Origin of the sequence: Lutimonas halocynthiae (assembly GCF_030409835.1) — a bacterium.
Classification (GTDB): Bacteria; Bacteroidota; Bacteroidia; order Flavobacteriales; family Flavobacteriaceae; genus Lutimonas; species Lutimonas halocynthiae.
Genome location: NZ_JAUFQO010000016.1, coordinates 403,470 through 420,062, shown reverse-complemented (window position 1 = coordinate 420,062; position 16,593 = coordinate 403,470). Strand labels below are relative to the sequence as shown.

Here is a 16,593-nt window from a genome sequence, read left to right as displayed (position 1 = left end):
AGCAATTAAATGAAACTATTAATCATTGTACTCGCATGCTGTTTTTTAAGTATAAACAGCTTTGCACAAGAAGAAGATTCTGAAATTACTATAGGTTTTAATCATACGATTAAATCTTTAATTTTAAATCAAGATAGAACTATAAAAATCTATTTACCAAATGATTATGATGTGTCGGAACAAAGCTACCCAGTGCTATATGTTTTAGACGGACAAGAATATTTTATGCTTGGAATAGCCTATAAAGAAATGTTGGCTTTTCGAGATAAGACGCCTAAATTTATTGTTGTAGGAATTAATACAGACAGACAGAAAAGAAGGGTTTTATTTTATGAGGAATCAGATAGTTTTCTCGGCTTTCTGGAAACTGAACTCGTACCTTATATCGATGCCACTTATAGAACAAAAAAGGAAAAGGAACGTATCTATTTTGGTTGGGAAATGGCCGCTGGCTTGGGATTTGAGGTCCTCACAGAAAAGAATAACCTTTTTAGCGCTTTTATTTTAGCAAGCCCCACACATGCTACGGATGAAAGAATGGAAAAAGTAAAGTTATTAAAGAGTGATGCTATTGAATCAAATAAATTTCTTTTGGTTACAGCAGCGCCAGAAGAACATTGGATTACTCAAGACAGCACTTTTTTATCAATAATTGAACAACCCATAAAAACAGAACAAGTTTGGAGGTATACAGTTTTGGATAGAGAAGATCATTATACAACACCTCTTAAAACAATTCATGAGGGTTTGAGTGATTATTTTAATGACTATAAACCAATCAGGTTGAGAAGTCTTAAAGCTTATGATCAATACGGTGGATTAGATGCATTACGGGCCTATTATAAAAAAAGAGGAGAACGCTATGACCTTCCAACTGACATCCATAAAGAAACAAAGCATTTTTTGGTTTATAATGCCATGAATGAAGATAATTATGAACGTTTTGATTCATATATGGAAGAATTTGATGATTTCCTGGAGTTGGTTTCTCGAGATTTCTGGTTAGATCGATTCGCCTCTTACTATTTGAAAAATGATAATGCTGAGGAAGCTTTACTGATTTATGACAAAGGAATAAGCAGATTTCCTAATTCAGCAGTCTTATATGAAGGAAAAGGGGATGTTTATCTTGCAATCAGTGAAAGAAAAAAGGCTAAGAAAGCCTATGAGAAGTCATTAGAACTCGACGAAGATCAGCCAGAAATAAAAGCTAAAATAGCATCATTCTAGTCTTTTTAATTCTCTGTTTTTAACTCTTTTCATTTTCTCATTATGATTTCTTAATTTCCGATTATTCTTATGATTTTCTCTATACTGGGTGAGATTACCTCTTTCCTTATATAGTTTTTTATTTGAAAGGTGCAGTTTGTAATCTAATTCGCCGTCTTCATTATTTTTAACCTGAATAAAAACTTTTTTCCCTGAATTAATAAACCCTTGTTTATCGGGAATAGTAACTATATCTCGTTTTTTAAAGTTAGCCAACGGAATAGATAGCCAAAAGTTTGTGTTGTCATCATAATTAAAATGCCCTTCAATAAATAAATTAAAAGCAGTAGATTGTATTTCGGTTCTCGGCAGTTCTATTGTTCTGTCGGCAATGTATATCTCTTGTGAAATATCTGCAAACTTAATATCTTCAAGGCGTTTATCTTTAAAAATTTTATCTCCAATTTTTTGAATAGGCTCAAAATCACTTAATTCAAGTTTTCTTAAATCAAAATTTATATAGCCCTTTAAACTTCTCGTGTCTAGCCCGTTAACTTCATGTATTACACCCGACATCCCTGTGTCCAAAGAAATGATTCCAGTAGTTTTTGTTGCATTTTGTAAAGATGAGATTTCAAAATAATCAAACTCCTTTAAAAAAGGCTCCAAGTCAATATCTGTAAACTCAAGACTTATATCAAACAATGATTCATCGGTTTTTGAAATATCAAAATCCAACTCTAATGATACTTCACCTTCTCTATAATTGAATCCAGTTTTGCCTAAATACACATGCTCATTATACAATAAGACTTCTGAAGTCAAATTGTTTATTTGGGTATCATCATATTTAAAACTATTTATCAGTAAATTAAATGTAGGGTTAAACTTTTGCTTAATGACTTTAATGGTTTCACTAAAAAGTACCGTTTTCCCTTCTTCATCAATTCTATTTTTACTTTTTTTAAGGGCCTTAAACATGGCGAAAAAGTCTTTCCAAATAATGCGATCTGAAAACATCTCAAGATTCGTTTTAGCTGCATCTCCGTCTTCAAATATTAAAGAAGTTACATTGTCAATTTCACCTTTAAAATGCAAACTGTTTTTTGTGTTATTCATAGGAATAACCAAATTTTCAAGAAAACCATTTGTATTTACAATTTTAACCTGAAGCGTATCGATTGGAAATTCTAAATTTAATGCGTTGTGTAAAATATTACTTTCTAGAAGCCTTAAACTACTATTCGAATTATAATACAAATAGCTTAATTCATCAATTTCACCTTTGTAGCTGGTAATAAAATCAAGCGTTCCTTTTGTAAAAATAAAATTGGTATTATTAAAAAATGAGTTTAAAACGTTGGCAGGTTCTTTTACAGTAAACTCATAGTCTATATAATTTTTTACTGTTGGTGTACTTAAAAATGTTGCATAATTGAAATTCAAGGCTATGCTGTCATATTCGACCTTTAAGTCGTTGAATTTTATTTTTAGATTCTTTTTACTCTCAAATTTTCTTCGTTCATCATCATAGATTCTATTGCTGAACTGTCCAGAAAAATTTGCATTATCAAAATGAATAGTATCGTTTATGACAATGTTATTGTCGAATGTTTCAAAATCTATTGATACCAAAGGATTACTCCCTCGTTCAAAGCTTCCATCTAGAGTAGTAAAGGTGTAAAAAGGTTTAGAAGCCTTAAAGCTGTTCAGTTTTCTTTGAATGTTTTGAGATAGGAGTGAGGTTGTTTCTTTAAATTTAGTCTGGTGATTTTCTAAAACAAAAATAAAACTTCCGGCATTATTTGTATTTATGTCCGCCTTTACATTAAATTCTTGTTTGTCAATTTTTAACTTAAAAAAAGGTACTTCAATGTGTTTGCTTAACTTATTAAAAGTCGATGTCATATTACCAACTAAATGAGCGTCATTGAAAAAAGTTCCATTGGAAAGGTTCAAGCCCATTTCTTTCATTTGAATATCCAATTGAATAGATGAGTTGATGGTGTTCTTATTAAAATTAAGTTTTGTGTTCAGTTCATTAATATAGCCAGATATACGCTTATTCTTTAGGGTATCCAACATCATAAAATCACCATTTTCAATTATAATATGACTATCCATATTTGGAAACCAATTATTATTTTTTGTTTGGTATTTGTTATTAAATTTATGAGATACCTGAATATGATTGATGTTTATTGACGAATTATTGAAGTCAGCAATTAAACTATCTACATGAATCTGAAAGCCTTTTTTTTGGCCGATTACCATTGGCATCTGCTTGTCTATCGTATTCACAAAATCACCTGAAAAAGACACATTTTTTATATGCGTGCTATCATTAATGAAAATGTCATTATTTTTAGTTCTGCAATTAATTTTAATCAGAGGAAGGCTTCCAGGTCCTAAGCCTCCTTCAATTTCTGCATAGGTATAAAAGGGTTTAGATATTTTGAAATTTTGCAATTTTTCTTCAATATTTTGGCTAAGGAAGTGGCTAATTTTTTTTATATCTGTAGCAGTATTTTCTAAGGCAATTTTGAATTTCCCTTGATCACTAGTGCTGATATCAACCTTTAGCTTATGCGCCTGATTGTCAATGTTTAAATCAAAAAAAGGAGTCGATATTTGCTCAGTTACTTTATTGAAAGTTAAGGGGAAATCACCGCTCAACTGAGTACCATTAAAAAAAGTTCCATTCTTTACATTTAGACCCAATTCTTTTATCTCAAGATTCAATTTATTATCACCATAAATAATACTATCTGTAAAGGATAATTGAGAATCAAATTCATTTATTAAAAAGTTTATTCTTTTGTTTTTAACCTGATTCTCCAATGAAACATGCACGTTATGAACGAATACGTTCACATTTTTATGAAAAAACCATGTGTTGGAATTCTGGGCAATACCAAGTGAGTCATTAGTGCGCTTGGAGAATAGCTTACGCAATGGTGTCTTATGTTTTTCTTTTTTAATTAGCTTTAAATCACCGTTGCGGATTTGCAATGATTTGAATTGGATTTTTTTGTCGAATATGTTTCTTACAGAAATAGTGAAAAACACTTGCTCTAAGGCCAAACTACCATAGTTGTAATTTGAAATACTGTCTGAAATCGCAAAGTTCTTTAAGGTTACAGCAGCGTTAGGGAAGTTTTTAAATGTATTTATGGAAACATCATCAAAAGTTAAATTACCATAATAATTATCGCTGTAGCTTCCTTCCATAAAGTCTAACAAACTTTCCTTATGGTTCTCGATATAATAGGATGCTCCAAAAATTATTAATGTTATAATAATTATTAGTACACCGAAAATTTTGAAAAGACTTCTAAATATTTTCTTAAGCATAGCAGGAAACACCTTTTACTATTCGTTAGTACAGGGTTTCTTATGGGTTTAGGAGTGTTCAGCACAATTAGCACATTCACACTTATCACCTTCACAAGTACATTTACCATCTTTGTGTTGAGTACAGGTCATAGCCGTAGCGTGTTCTTTGCAATTTTTACATTTGCATTTATCTCCTTCACATGAACATTTTCCGTCTTTGTGTTGCTCACAAGTCATTTCTTTAGCATGCTCTTTACAGTCTTTGCATTTACACTTATTTCCTTGACAAGTACAATTACCATCTTTGTGCTTCTTGCAGGTCTCGGCATGACTAGCATCAACTTCCTTCAGGTCCATTTTACAAACCGGACAGTTTCCCGTTTCATGATATGTTTTTCCGTGTTCACAATCCATCGGGCATTTATATTCAACAATGGCATTGGTTTCTTCGATAGGTTCAGATTTTTTTTCAGCCTTTTTCTCAGCGCATGAAACAAACATAAACATTGAGAACACCAGGATAAAAAGGCTTAAAATAGGCGATTTAATTTTCATAAGAAGTAGTTTTAACCAAATAATTGGGTTAGAATAATTAAGCTAATGTAAGAAATAATTATGAAGCTCTTAATACAGTCATGCACTAAAATCCACGTTTTGAGTAGAGTTGAACGTCATCAGAAAATAGTTGCTTTTATTGAAAAGTATAAGGTTTTTCTTCGGTTGACGATGCGACTAGCAATTGGTTAAACGTTCTTATACTATTGAAATTTCGGGTAATTTCTCCTGATACGGCAATTCCAGAAATACCTGTTTCTAATATGGCTGTAACATCTTCTGTTGTGATTCCTCCAGCCCCAAGAATAGGTGTATCAGTATGTAAAGCTTCAAGAATTACAGTATAACCATTCAAGCCTAAAACAGTACTTAAGTTGTCTTTAGTTTCAGTTATTCTAAAGGGGCCTAACCTAATATAATCGACTTCTTTAGCAATTAATGATTCGCATTCTTGCAAAGTATTTGCCGCTGCTCCAATGGTTTGCCAGCTGTGTAAATGCTTTCTGGCTATAGTAGGGCAGGAATCAGTTTGCCATAAATAGACACCATCGGCTTTTACTTCTTTAGCTATTTTATAATGATGGCTAATGACTAATCTGGTTTGATAATGAGAAGTGACTTCTCTGGCGGCTACGGCCAACTTTAAAAATTTCTTTTCAGAAACATTTTTTACATCTAATTGCACCAATTCTGCACCTGATGTGCATGCCTTTTGAATATTATCCAAATGCTCTTTTGGTGAATTTCCCTGTGAAACATAATGCAGTTTAGGTATTATCATGTTTTGCTCTGTAAATTTAAAGTTGTTGCATTTAACTGGTCATACATCATTGGCATCCTAAACGGTAACTTTTGCAGCGTATTCCATAAAATTGGATTCAAAGCGTTTTAGAATAGGGTGCATTTTTTCTGAGTATAGCACATATTGACATTTTCCAATACTTTGGGTAATCAACAAAACTGCCGTATAAGCTGATGGCTGAACTAGAAACTCAGCGTCATCAATACTAAGTATCTTTAATTGAGACGTACTTACTCCATTTGATAAGAGTAACTTTTTCATTGAGGCAGGCGTAGAAATAAGGATGTCAATACCTTCAAATATTTCTGATTTTTGCACATCAATATGAAGCTGTTCATACGCAGCATAAACCCGTAAGGACTTGTATCTGGTAAATACTAAAAAAGCTTCATATAATTCCAGGGCTTTTTCCTTATTTTCTACAAGAACCACAGCTCTTGGCATATCTCCAACTGCCTCGCATTTTAATTTTTGCAAAGTAGTAAGTATAAGTGAAGTCGTTTTTCCACTATCTTTAGAAGCCGCGCAAAAAGCATTGGCGCCACTTTTTACGACAGGAATGCTTTTTCGCTGAAAAGGAGTAGGAGTAGCTATTTCTAGCTCCTCTAGTTTCTCTTTTATTTCAGGATGTAATTTTTTAAAAGGCATATGAATTATAGAAATAATGGTTCGGTGTCGTATTCATGATAATTAAGCAAATATACTACCTGCAGACCAATTTAATAAGAGAAGTGACTTTTTCTATTGGATATAAAACCAAACGTGTTGTTTTACTTCGCTTATACTAAAGCAGGTCAACACCATAAGAAAAGGAATTGTATGTTTTCAGATGACTATCTGAGAGGGGAGTGGAATGTGTTTTAAATATTCTGCAGGTCGTTAAAACGAAATTTTTTGGTTTAATTTAATCGTTATTTACCCTTGTCATATGCACAAAAACGTACTGAATTAAGTGTTTTTTTATATGAAGAAAGGTATCGGTAAATTACCGACTAAGTCAGCATTATGAAATGAATTTGGCTTTTATGCCATTAAAAATTAAACTTAAGAAAGGAATAGATTATGCTAACTTGGAAAGAAGTGATTCATTTTTCAGTAAAAGGAAACCTAGCTCCAGACAGACGCGTTGAAAAAACGGAGGCTGAATGGAGCGAGCTATTAAGTCCGGAGCAATTCAGAATTACAAGACAAAAAGGTACAGAAGCACCACATAGTGGGGCACTCTGTAGTATTCATGACGCAGGAAAATACAACTGCATATGTTGTAATACACCTTTGTTTGATTCAACAATTAAATTTAGTTCAAGTTCTGGTTGGCCAAGTTTTACGCAACCTATTAAAGAGAATGCCATTAAATATGAAAGAGATACAACTTTTGGTATGGTTCGCGTTGAAGTCCAATGTAATACCTGTGATGGACATTTAGGACACGTATTTCCAGATGGGCCAGAGCCAAGCGGGTTACGGTATTGTATCAATTCAGAATCTATGCAACTAGAAAAAGAAAAAAGTCATGATAAATAAAAATATACAAGTAGCTACCTTAGGAGGTGGTTGTTTTTGGTGTACTGAAGCAGTATTTCAAGAAGTAAAAGGAGTTGAAAAAATAGTATCAGGATATTCAGGAGGTAATGTTCCTGGTCATCCAACATATCGAGAAATATGCTCGGGCCTAACTGGACATGCCGAAGTGATTCAGATAACTTTTGATGCTGATGTGATTTCCTATGAGGATATTTTAGTTATTTTCATGACAACACATGATCCAACAACTTTAAACCAGCAAGGTGCAGATCGCGGTACGCAATACCGCTCGGTAATTTATTATCACAACGCGCTTCAAAAGGAAATTGCTGAAGTGGTTTCAAAAGAAATCACACCATATTATAAAAACCCGGTTGTAACAGAAATTTCGCCATTAAATGTGTTTTTTGAAGCCGAAAAAGAACATCAGGATTATTATCGAAACAATCAAGAACAAGGCTATTGCAGTTTTGTTATAACACCAAAATTAGCGAAGTTGCGCAAGCTTCACAGTGATAAATTAAAAAATTAAAACCATGATAGATATTTTACTTTATGGAGCAGACTGGTGTCCAGATTGCAGAAGGGCCAAAGCCTATTTAAAAGAAAATAATATTGCCTACACTTTCATAGATGTTGATTTGGATAAAGAAGCAACAGCAAAGGTTGAAGCCATTAATAATGGGAAACGGATCATTCCAACGCTCATTCTTAAAGGTAAATCTTATACCAATCCTGATAATATTGAACTTGCTTCATTGTTAGGAATAAATGAAGTAGGAAGGGTGCAATTGTTTGGAGCAGATTGGTGTCCGGATTGCAGAAGGGCTAAAAGTTTTTTAAGAGATAATGGTATTCATTTCGATTTTATTGATGTGGATGCCTATGAATGGGCAACTGCTAAAGTTGAAGAAATCAATAACGGAAAAAGAATTATTCCAACCATCTTGATTGATGATGTACCGTATACCAATCCTGATAATGTAAAATTAACAGACCTTCTTTCAATAAACATCGAGAAAGAACATAAAATTTATGACACAATAATCATTGGTGGAGGAGCAGCTGGTCTTACAACATCTATTTATGCGCAAAGAGACAGATTTGATTCTTTAATTCTCGAGAAATCAACCATAGGAGGGAATGCTTTTCTAACCGAAAAAATAGAGAACTATCCTGGGTTTCAATCCATTTCTGGTCCTAAATTAATGGAAAAAATGGAAGAGCAAGCCAAGACTTATGGCGCTGCCATTAAAACTGGGGAAGAAGTTGTTGGCATAGAAAAGCAAAATGGTTTGTTTTCTATTCAAACTAAGGGAGCTACTTATTCAGGAAAAACAGTGGTTTTATCTACAGGTTCTACATATCGTATGTTAGGAATTCCTAATGAAGAAGAATTAATCGGTTCTGGAATTCATTTTTGCGCTACCTGTGATGGCGCTTTTTATAGAGATAAAGATATTATTGTAATAGGCGGTGGGAATTCAGCTTTAGAAGAAGGGATATTTCTTGCTGGTTTTTGTAAAAGTGTAAAGATTGTACATCGATCTGAAAAATTTTCAGCCTCAGAAACATACATCGAAAAATTAAAAACTATCGATAATATTTCGACCTATATGAATAAAACATCAATTGCATTTGTTCCAAATGAAAATGGCTTATTTGAAGGTTTGCTAATGAAAGATAACGAAACTGGTGAAGAAGCTGTACTCAAGGCAGATGGTACTTTTATTTTTATTGGTTTGATTCCAAATACCCAATCCTTTAAAGGGGTTGTTGATTTAGATAACAGCGGCTTTATCCAAACATCTGCATTAGCTCAAACTTCTGTGGATGGAATATTTGCAGCTGGAGATTGTAGAGAAGGTGCTATTGCGCAGGTTGCAGCAGCAACAGGAGAAGGCGTATTAGCGAGTTATGGGATAAGGAATTATTTAACATAAATACTTTCAAATGGATGCTATGCCAACTATAAAATTATATGGAGCTGCAAGATGTCATAAAACACAATATTATCAATTGTTTTTAGATGATACGGGGCTTGCCTATGAATTTTTAGATGTAGAACATGATAAAGCCAATGCGGAAGCACTTCGTGGACTTTATGAAAATGGAAAACTTAATTTTCCAACAATTACTATTGGTAAAAAGAAGTTGCGAAACCCTCAAAAAGAAGTACTCATAAAATGGTTGGATAAACTAGTGACTAATAAGAATATCTTATAATCCTAAAACAGAAAAAGGTTGTCTTTTATAGACAACCTTTTTCATTTATGGTTTAAAAGAATTATTTTAAACTCTCTAACAATTTTTCGGCCACTAACTCAGACGAAGCAGGGTTCTGACCCGTAATTAGATTTCCGTCTTGAATAGCATAAGCTGCCCAATCGTCTTTTTTAGAATAGATTCCTCCATTTTCACTTAACATATCTTCTACTAAAAAAGGAACAACATCAGTAAGGCCAACTGCAGCCTCTTCGGTGTTTGTAAATCCGGTTACCTTTTTCCCTTTTACTAAAGGATTTCCTTTTGCATCCTTAACATTTTTTAAAGCTGCTGGCGCGTGACATACAAAGCCAATTGGTTTTTCTTGACTATTAAATTTTTCAATTAAAGCAATCGAAGCCGTGTTGATTGCTAGATCCCATAATGGGCCATGTCCTCCTGGATAAAAAACAGCATCAAAATCGTCTGGATTCATGTCTGCCAAAACTTTAGTATTGGCTATACTTCCTTTAGCTTCATCGTCGTTATTAAAACGTTCTGTGTCTTCAGTGGCAGCATCCGGTGAGTCACTACTCGGGTCTATTGGTGCGGCACCTCCTTTAGGTGTTGCAATTGTAATTTGAGCCCCTTTGTCTAATAATGTATAATATGGGTTGGCAAATTCTTCCACCCAAAATCCTGTTTTCTTTCCTGTATCTCCTAATTGATCATGAGATGTTAATACAAATAATATTTTCATGTTTTTATTTTATAATCCTGTTAATTCTTCTGAATCTTTTTCAGAAGGTTATTTATCATAGCAACCTCTAATCCTAATGATTTATAAGATATTATGTTAAATATTAATAAGCCATTTTTACAATTTTTTCAACCTTATCTGGTGATAACGATTGATGTTCACCTAATCCTAACCAACCACGGTCTGTAAAACGTTTTGCAATTTCTTCTGCAGTTCCTTCATATTCCTTGGTATAATCAGATAGTTTTGTTTCTATTCCTAGAGAATGGAAAAATTCAGTTGTTTTTTCAATCGCAGCGTAGGCTTTATCGTCTGTACTTCCTTCAGTAATATTCCAGACACGCTCAGCATATTGCGCTAATTTTTCTTTTTTAGCTTCAAAGTTATACTTATAATGGCTTGGTGTGATTACGGCTAAGGTCCGTGCATGATCGATACCAAATAATGCGGTTAATTCGTGCCCCATTGCATGAACAGCCCAATCTGAGGGCACGCCTTTTTGAATCAATCCGTTTAAGGCCATCGTACAACTCCACATAAAATTGGAAGCCGCTTTATAGTCTGAAGGATCTTTTATGATAGCCGGAGCAACTTCAATAATGGTTTGCAATATGCTTTCAGCAAAACGATCTTGTAATGTTGCTTCCACAGAATAGGTCATATATTGTTCTAAAACGTGTGTAAATGAATCTGCCAAACCATTTGCTAATTGACGCTGTGGAATCGACTTTACAACTTCAGGGTCTAGAATTGAGAACTGCGGGAATAAACCAGGACCACCCATACCAAATTTCTCTTTGGTTTCTTTTCTAGTGATCACTGCACCCGAATTCATTTCTGAACCTGTTGCAGGTAATGTAAGTACGGTACCAAAAGGCATTCCTTTGATGGTGCGTTTATTTTTGGTCAAAATATCCCAAGGCTCATCACCATCATATAAGGCTGCTGCTGATAAAAATTTTGCTCCATCAATTACAGATCCACCACCTACAGCTAATAAAAATGTAATTTTTTCAGCTTTAATAATATCTAAAGCCTCCATCAAAACCTCATATTCTGGATTAGCTGGTATTCCTCCAAATTCTATAACATCAAAATTTGAGAGTGCTTTTGAAACTTGTTCATAGATGCCATTTTTTTTAATACTCCCGCCTCCAAAAAGCAATAACACTTTTGCGCCTTCTGGAATTTCATTGCTGAGTTTTTCTATTTGCCCTTTACCAAACAATATTTTTGTTGGATTTTGAAAATCGAAATTATTCATAATATTGATTTTTAATGTGTTCTTTAAATTTTTACGAGCATTTTACCCTTGTTCTTGCCCTCAAAAAGGTCTAAAAATGCTTGAGGAATTGCATCAAAACCTTCAACAATGGTTTCTGTATAGCTTAATTTCCCTTCTGCCAGCCATTGTGATAACTGCTTGATGGCTTCCGGGTATTTTTCAGCATAATTGAAAACAATAAAACCTTGCATCAAAGCACTATTCCTTATTAAAAATGGTTGAACGCTAATGCTTTTTGGTAATTCTGTATTGTTATATATAGAAATGGCACCACAAATAATAAAACGTGCAAATTGATTAATGTTTAATAAAACAGCATCAGAAATTGGACCTCCAACATTGTCAAAATAAATATCTACACCATCGGGGGCCACCTTTTTAATGGCTGCTGCCATATTCTTAGTTGTATTGTAATTAATAGCTTCATCAAATCCTAGATCAGATTTCAACATGGCTACTTTCTCATCACTTCCTGCAATACCAATAACTTTACATCCATTTAATTTAGCGATTTGGCCAACGATACTGCCCACAGCTCCAGCCGCTCCAGAAACTACAACTGTTTCACCTTTTTTCGGTTTTCCTATTTCGGTCAAACCTAAATAGGCAGTTAAACCAGTTAATCCCAAAACACCTAAATAGGTTGACATTGGTGCCTTCGAAGCATCTGCTTTTATCAAACCTTCTCCATTAGATTTTTGAAACTCTTTCCATTCTAACATTCCGGATACAAAATCACCTTTTTTAAATGCAGTGTTTTTAGAATCAATTACTTCAGCAATAATCCCAGATGAAATGGGTTTATGCAATTCAAATGGCGGTATATATGATTTGACATCATTCATTCTTCCTCTCAAATAAGGGTCCACAGAAACATAGGTTGTTTTTAATAACAATTCTCCTTCTGTTATCGTTTCAATTTCATTTGAAACAAATTTAAAATCGGACAATTGAGGTAAACCAACTGGTCTTTTCTCTAATAAAATTGCTTTGTTCATGGGTATGTTATTTTATAGATTCGTATTGATTGCTAATGCTTCTATGTCATGTGAAGCTATTCTTTGTTTGTTTGAAGGTGTATTTGCCAAATTTACCATGGCCTGAGCAATATGTTCCGCTTTAGTAATTTTATATTTTTTTAATTTTCCGAAGAATAAAGGTTGAACCAATTTGAAAACAGCCAAACCAATTTTCTCCCCAATTCGTTGTTCATTTCGCTGACCTTCAATAATTGATGGTTGCAATATAAATGTGTTATGAATTTTTTCTGAAAGCACATCACGCTCCATTTCACCTTTTGTTTTGTTGTAAAAGATGCTGCTATTTGCATTAGAACCTAACGCTGAAACAACTAAAAATGTAGGTATTCCATTTTCTTTTGAAAGTTTAGCGGCTGCAACTGGTATTCCATAATCGATGGCTGTATATACCGCTTTGTCTGGTGTTTTTTTAGCTGTTGTCCCAATACAGCAATACACTTCATCTCCCGTAAAATCGACTTTAAATTTTTCTAATTCAAATAAATTGCCAACATATTGATTCACTTTCGAAGGCATCCCACCTAATTCTTTTCTGGAAAAAAGTTTGATCGTTGTGTAGCGATCATCATTTATAAGCTTTTCTAAAAGAATTGAACCTGTTAAGCCTGTGGCTCCTAATATTATGGCTGTTTTTTTCATTTTTGATTGTTTAATGATCCTTTCTTTTTAGCTTATTTTATTTTTTTATACTGTTCCAGGCTGCCTGAAATGCATCTTCAAGATGGTCTTGATTTAATTGAAATGCCTCCTGTTTCTGCGCCATCATCAAAAATGACAAAGGATTTATTGAATAAGCATATAAGATGTAATTTGCATATGGTTTTATGATACCTTCCTTTTTACCACGCGTCCAAAGGTCGAGTAGGGGTTGAAGATGTCTAATACCTTCTTGTCTACTTTGTTCATCAATCATAGGTGTATTATCACATTGGGCTAGAAAGAATGCATTTTCAGATTCCTTGAGTTTGAATTCTGCAATTCGATTCCAAATGATTTGAAAACCGGCTTCAACAGCCATATTTTCATCATATGTTTCAAAAGCGTACTGCGTATACTTTTCCTTGACTTCGATATAAGTTTGATTTACCAAGTCTTGCTTATTCTCAAAATATAAGTAGATGGTAGCAGGAGAGACGTTTGCCATTTTGGCAATTTTACTCATGGCAGCTGCATGAAAACCATTGTTATTCACCAATTCAATGGTTGCTTTTATAAGTGCGTTTCTCTTGTCTATGCTCTTTTGAAGTTTAGCCATGTGATCTTAATCTAGAGTACAAAGATACAAATAAAAATGAATGTTCATTCTTTTTTAGATAAGTTTAACTATGAATTAATCTCAAGGTGAGAATAAGTGAGCACTATTAATAATGACCAATATTACAATTTATGTGACTCAAAGCTCTTCACGATGAACGATTAGAAATTATCTTAATGATCAATTTAACCATGCCACAGGACAAATGGAGCTGTCTCTAATTTTATCTAATCCAACTATCTATGAGAATCGCGCAGAATTTTATTTCCTGTATATTTATTCAAATACGGGAGTTTCACGACAATTACTAAATCCCAATAAATTAAGAGATCTAATCTTACGTAGAATACAATGTATCAGATACTATACAACTAATATGATATGAATCTAAACCCGGCCTCAATTGAAATGGCTGCACTTTCAAAATAAATACTTAGTAAGATTGGGTAGTTCCGAAGAGATGCTCAAGGAAATCACCCAACCGCACTCGGTATTTATAAAGTAAGGGCTGTTAGTTCAATTGCAGCCTTGAACTTTTGTTTCTTTTGTTTCAAGACAAAAGATAAAAATAGAATATCAAAGATTGCTTTTGGAAAACGAGCAATGTTTGCCAGCCGCATCAGCTCGCTCAAAAAAGTAAAGATTCTCAATCTTTCCTTTTTATGCCGTATATAAAATAGCCGTAAATACGGCTATACGAGAATTACTACAAATGTTCTATAAGGAATTGTTGTTCGGATTCGAATTGAGGATAGGAATCCGTATTTACCTTTAACATAAAATCGGTGCCGTTCTGTTCCTAAAGGAGACAGAACTGATTTTATATTAAATAGCGTCTTTCAGCCGCTATACGGTAAATACTATAAATGTTCTATAAGGAATTTAGTATAACTGAAAACAGATCAATCAACTCAAAAAAAAATTAGAAATGTTTGCCAGCCGCATCAGCTCGCTCAAAAAAGTAAAGATTCTCAATCTTTCCTTTTTATGCCGTATGTAAAATAGCGCTAAAAAGCGCTATACGGTAAACACTATAAATGTTCTATAAGAATTTTGATCTAGAAAGTTTATAAAGTGATTCAATCCCGTAATTCCCTTTAACATAAAATCGGTGCCGTTCTGTTCCTAAAGGAGACAGAACTGATTTTATATTAAATAGCCGTAAATACGGCTATACGAGAATTACTACAAATGTTCTATAATTAATATTATGTTAAATAGAATATGTGAAACCATACCCTGCCCAAGGTATATTTATTTAATCCATAACTTCCTTTCTGAAACTTTTGGTTACATTTTGTAACTTTTTACACAAAACTAAGTCGTATAAACAGAATCAATTGTTAATGAAATACATCTATCTATTCTTTCTTTTTTCTTTTTCTCAATTAATTATTGCTCAAGGAAATGATTTTTCCGGTTTGTATACTGGTACTTTTAAGCATGGTAAATTTAAAACTGATGTAGAATTTGATATTCAAGCAACTGATGAATTCTATGCAATTAAATTCAATAGTTTAAGCCAAAATGCTTTTGGTATTCCTGCTGGTGATATTAAAGTTGAAAACGATACTTTGAAATTTGCCCTTCAAAGTGATTATTACAGATATGATTTCAGTTCTACTTTAAATAAGAACAATGAGCTATTGACTGTTCTTCATGTTGATGGTAATTCGTATGATTTGAAACTCAAAAAAGAAAATCAGACAGAATCTGCTACTTTCAAATCCAAGGATATTAGATTTAGATCTGAGGGGTTATTGCTTTATGGCACCATCTATTATCCTGAAAATCATAATGGTAAAGCCATTTATATAGTCACTTCTTCGGGTAATCAAGATCGTAGTGGTTCTAGAGCTGAGGCCTTGCTATTGGCCAAAGCCGGTTATATTAGCTTTCACATCGATAAACGTGGGACTGGTATTTCGGATGGTAATTGGGAAATGTCTTCCATACCTGAGCTTTGTGCCGATGACCTGCATGCCCTGGAATTTTTGCATCAATCAGAAAAAATAGATTTTGCCGACATCGGTATAAAAGGTAGTAGTCAAGGTGGTACAAAGATTCCTTATATACTAAAAGAACAACCCAAATTAGCCTTTGGTATCGTGGTCAGTTGCCCTGCTTCTACGCTCTGGGAAAGTGATCTTAACTATTGGAAAAACAGAAATGCCGAAGTTATTGGGAATGCTGACATTGCTGATGCTTCAGAATTACAAGGTGCTGTTTTTCAATATATAGCAGAGATTATATCAAGAGAAGATTTAGAAAAAAAAATTGAAGTAAATAAGTCTAAAACTTGGTTTGATAAAGTCTGGATACCCGAGTTAGATCAGGTAGATTTCGATAAAAAACTAGACTATTCACCGCTACCCTATTTTGAACATAACACATCTCCTATGCTGCTTATTCAAGGATCAAAAGATGAGATTATTCAATTAAATAGCCTTGAGATAATTGAAAAAACAATTGGAAAGAAAGGAAACAAAAAGAATCAATACACAGAATTAGAAGGAGCAAATCATGCTATGATGCAACTTGATAATACTGATTTTCCTTATTGGCAATCCTTGCATCCTAAATACATGGATTCCATGCTAAAGTGGATCAAAACACTGTAAT

At 33.5% G+C, this 16,593-nt stretch carries 15 protein-coding genes; 6 read left to right on the top strand and 9 right to left on the bottom strand.

All coding sequences use genetic code 11. The features are described from left to right. Positions 1 to 9 precede the first annotated feature (9 nt). Positions 10 to 1,230: an alpha/beta hydrolase-fold protein gene (locus tag QWY87_RS14940; RefSeq protein WP_290292692.1), complete on the top strand. Its 1,221-nt coding sequence runs from the start codon at positions 10 to 12 to the stop codon at positions 1,228 to 1,230. Here QWY87_RS14940 and QWY87_RS14935 read toward each other — a convergent pair. The 4 genes from QWY87_RS14935 to QWY87_RS14920 all read right to left on the bottom strand — a co-directional run bounded on the left by QWY87_RS14935 (position 1,222) and on the right by QWY87_RS14920 (position 6,550). Then, complete coding sequence (locus tag QWY87_RS14935) at positions 1,222 to 4,563, bottom strand: AsmA family protein (protein WP_290292691.1); 3,342 nt, start codon at positions 4,561 to 4,563, stop codon at positions 1,222 to 1,224. The two genes, QWY87_RS14940 and QWY87_RS14935, sit on opposite strands and share 9 nt — an antisense overlap. A gap of 48 nt (positions 4,564 to 4,611) precedes the next feature. Continuing rightward, positions 4,612 to 5,100: a heavy metal-binding domain-containing protein gene (locus QWY87_RS14930; RefSeq protein ID WP_290292690.1), complete on the bottom strand. Its 489-nt coding sequence runs from the start codon at positions 5,098 to 5,100 to the stop codon at positions 4,612 to 4,614. A 136-nt stretch (positions 5,101 to 5,236) separates the two neighbouring features. After that, positions 5,237 to 5,881, bottom strand: a complete 645-nt coding sequence (locus QWY87_RS14925; RefSeq protein ID WP_290292688.1) for a thiamine phosphate synthase — start codon at positions 5,879 to 5,881, stop codon at positions 5,237 to 5,239. 57 nt (positions 5,882 to 5,938) lie between these two features. Next, a complete protein-coding gene (locus QWY87_RS14920) occupies positions 5,939 to 6,550 on the bottom strand; it encodes a DEAD/DEAH box helicase (RefSeq protein WP_290292687.1) in 612 nt (203 codons plus the stop codon). Between the two features lie 414 nt (positions 6,551 to 6,964). Here QWY87_RS14920 and msrB point away from each other — a divergent pair, with 414 nt between their 5' ends. The 4 genes from msrB to QWY87_RS14900 are packed head-to-tail and all read left to right on the top strand — an operon-like array spanning position 6,965 to position 9,652. After that, positions 6,965 to 7,426 (top strand): peptide-methionine (R)-S-oxide reductase MsrB, encoded by a 462-nt coding sequence (gene msrB / locus QWY87_RS14915; protein ID WP_290292685.1) that lies wholly within the window; start codon positions 6,965 to 6,967, stop codon positions 7,424 to 7,426. Further along, positions 7,416 to 7,958: a peptide-methionine (S)-S-oxide reductase MsrA gene (gene msrA / locus QWY87_RS14910; protein WP_290292684.1), complete on the top strand. Its 543-nt coding sequence runs from the start codon at positions 7,416 to 7,418 to the stop codon at positions 7,956 to 7,958. Before msrB ends, msrA begins: the two co-directional genes overlap by 11 nt. A 4-nt stretch (positions 7,959 to 7,962) precedes the next feature. Continuing rightward, positions 7,963 to 9,369 carry an FAD-dependent oxidoreductase gene (locus QWY87_RS14905; protein WP_290292683.1) on the top strand — a complete coding sequence of 469 codons (1,407 nt, stop codon included), beginning with the start codon at positions 7,963 to 7,965 and terminating at the stop codon, positions 9,367 to 9,369. A gap of 19 nt (positions 9,370 to 9,388) precedes the next feature. Beyond that, positions 9,389 to 9,652 carry a glutaredoxin family protein gene (locus tag QWY87_RS14900; RefSeq protein ID WP_290292681.1) on the top strand — a complete coding sequence of 88 codons (264 nt, stop codon included), beginning with the start codon at positions 9,389 to 9,391 and terminating at the stop codon, positions 9,650 to 9,652. A gap of 61 nt (positions 9,653 to 9,713) precedes the next feature. Here the strand turns inward: QWY87_RS14900 and QWY87_RS14895 are convergent, their stop codons facing one another. The 5 genes from QWY87_RS14895 to QWY87_RS14875 form a co-directional block, all read right to left on the bottom strand. Then, positions 9,714 to 10,391: a type 1 glutamine amidotransferase domain-containing protein gene (locus QWY87_RS14895; RefSeq protein WP_290292680.1), complete on the bottom strand. Its 678-nt coding sequence runs from the start codon at positions 10,389 to 10,391 to the stop codon at positions 9,714 to 9,716. 103 nt (positions 10,392 to 10,494) lie between these two features. Continuing rightward, a complete protein-coding gene (locus tag QWY87_RS14890) occupies positions 10,495 to 11,655 on the bottom strand; it encodes an iron-containing alcohol dehydrogenase (RefSeq protein ID WP_290292678.1) in 1,161 nt (386 codons plus the stop codon). A gap of 23 nt (positions 11,656 to 11,678) precedes the next feature. Further along, on the bottom strand, positions 11,679 to 12,674 hold the full coding sequence (locus tag QWY87_RS14885) for an NADP-dependent oxidoreductase (protein WP_290292676.1): 996 nt from the start codon (positions 12,672 to 12,674) through the stop codon (positions 11,679 to 11,681). A gap of 12 nt (positions 12,675 to 12,686) precedes the next feature. Beyond that, on the bottom strand, positions 12,687 to 13,355 hold the full coding sequence (locus tag QWY87_RS14880) for a Rossmann-fold NAD(P)-binding domain-containing protein (RefSeq protein WP_290292674.1): 669 nt from the start codon (positions 13,353 to 13,355) through the stop codon (positions 12,687 to 12,689). A gap of 37 nt (positions 13,356 to 13,392) precedes the next feature. Then, the gene (locus QWY87_RS14875) at positions 13,393 to 13,971 is read right to left on the bottom strand and encodes a TetR/AcrR family transcriptional regulator (RefSeq protein WP_290292672.1); all 579 of its coding nucleotides are present in this window, start codon (positions 13,969 to 13,971) and stop codon (positions 13,393 to 13,395) included. 1,346 nt (positions 13,972 to 15,317) lie between these two features. On the opposite strand from QWY87_RS14875, the gene QWY87_RS14870 reads away from it, so the two are divergent. Further along, entirely contained in the window at positions 15,318 to 16,592 is a 1,275-nt protein-coding gene (locus QWY87_RS14870) for an alpha/beta hydrolase family protein (protein ID WP_290292670.1), read from the top strand. Position 16,593: the final 1 nt, after the last annotated feature.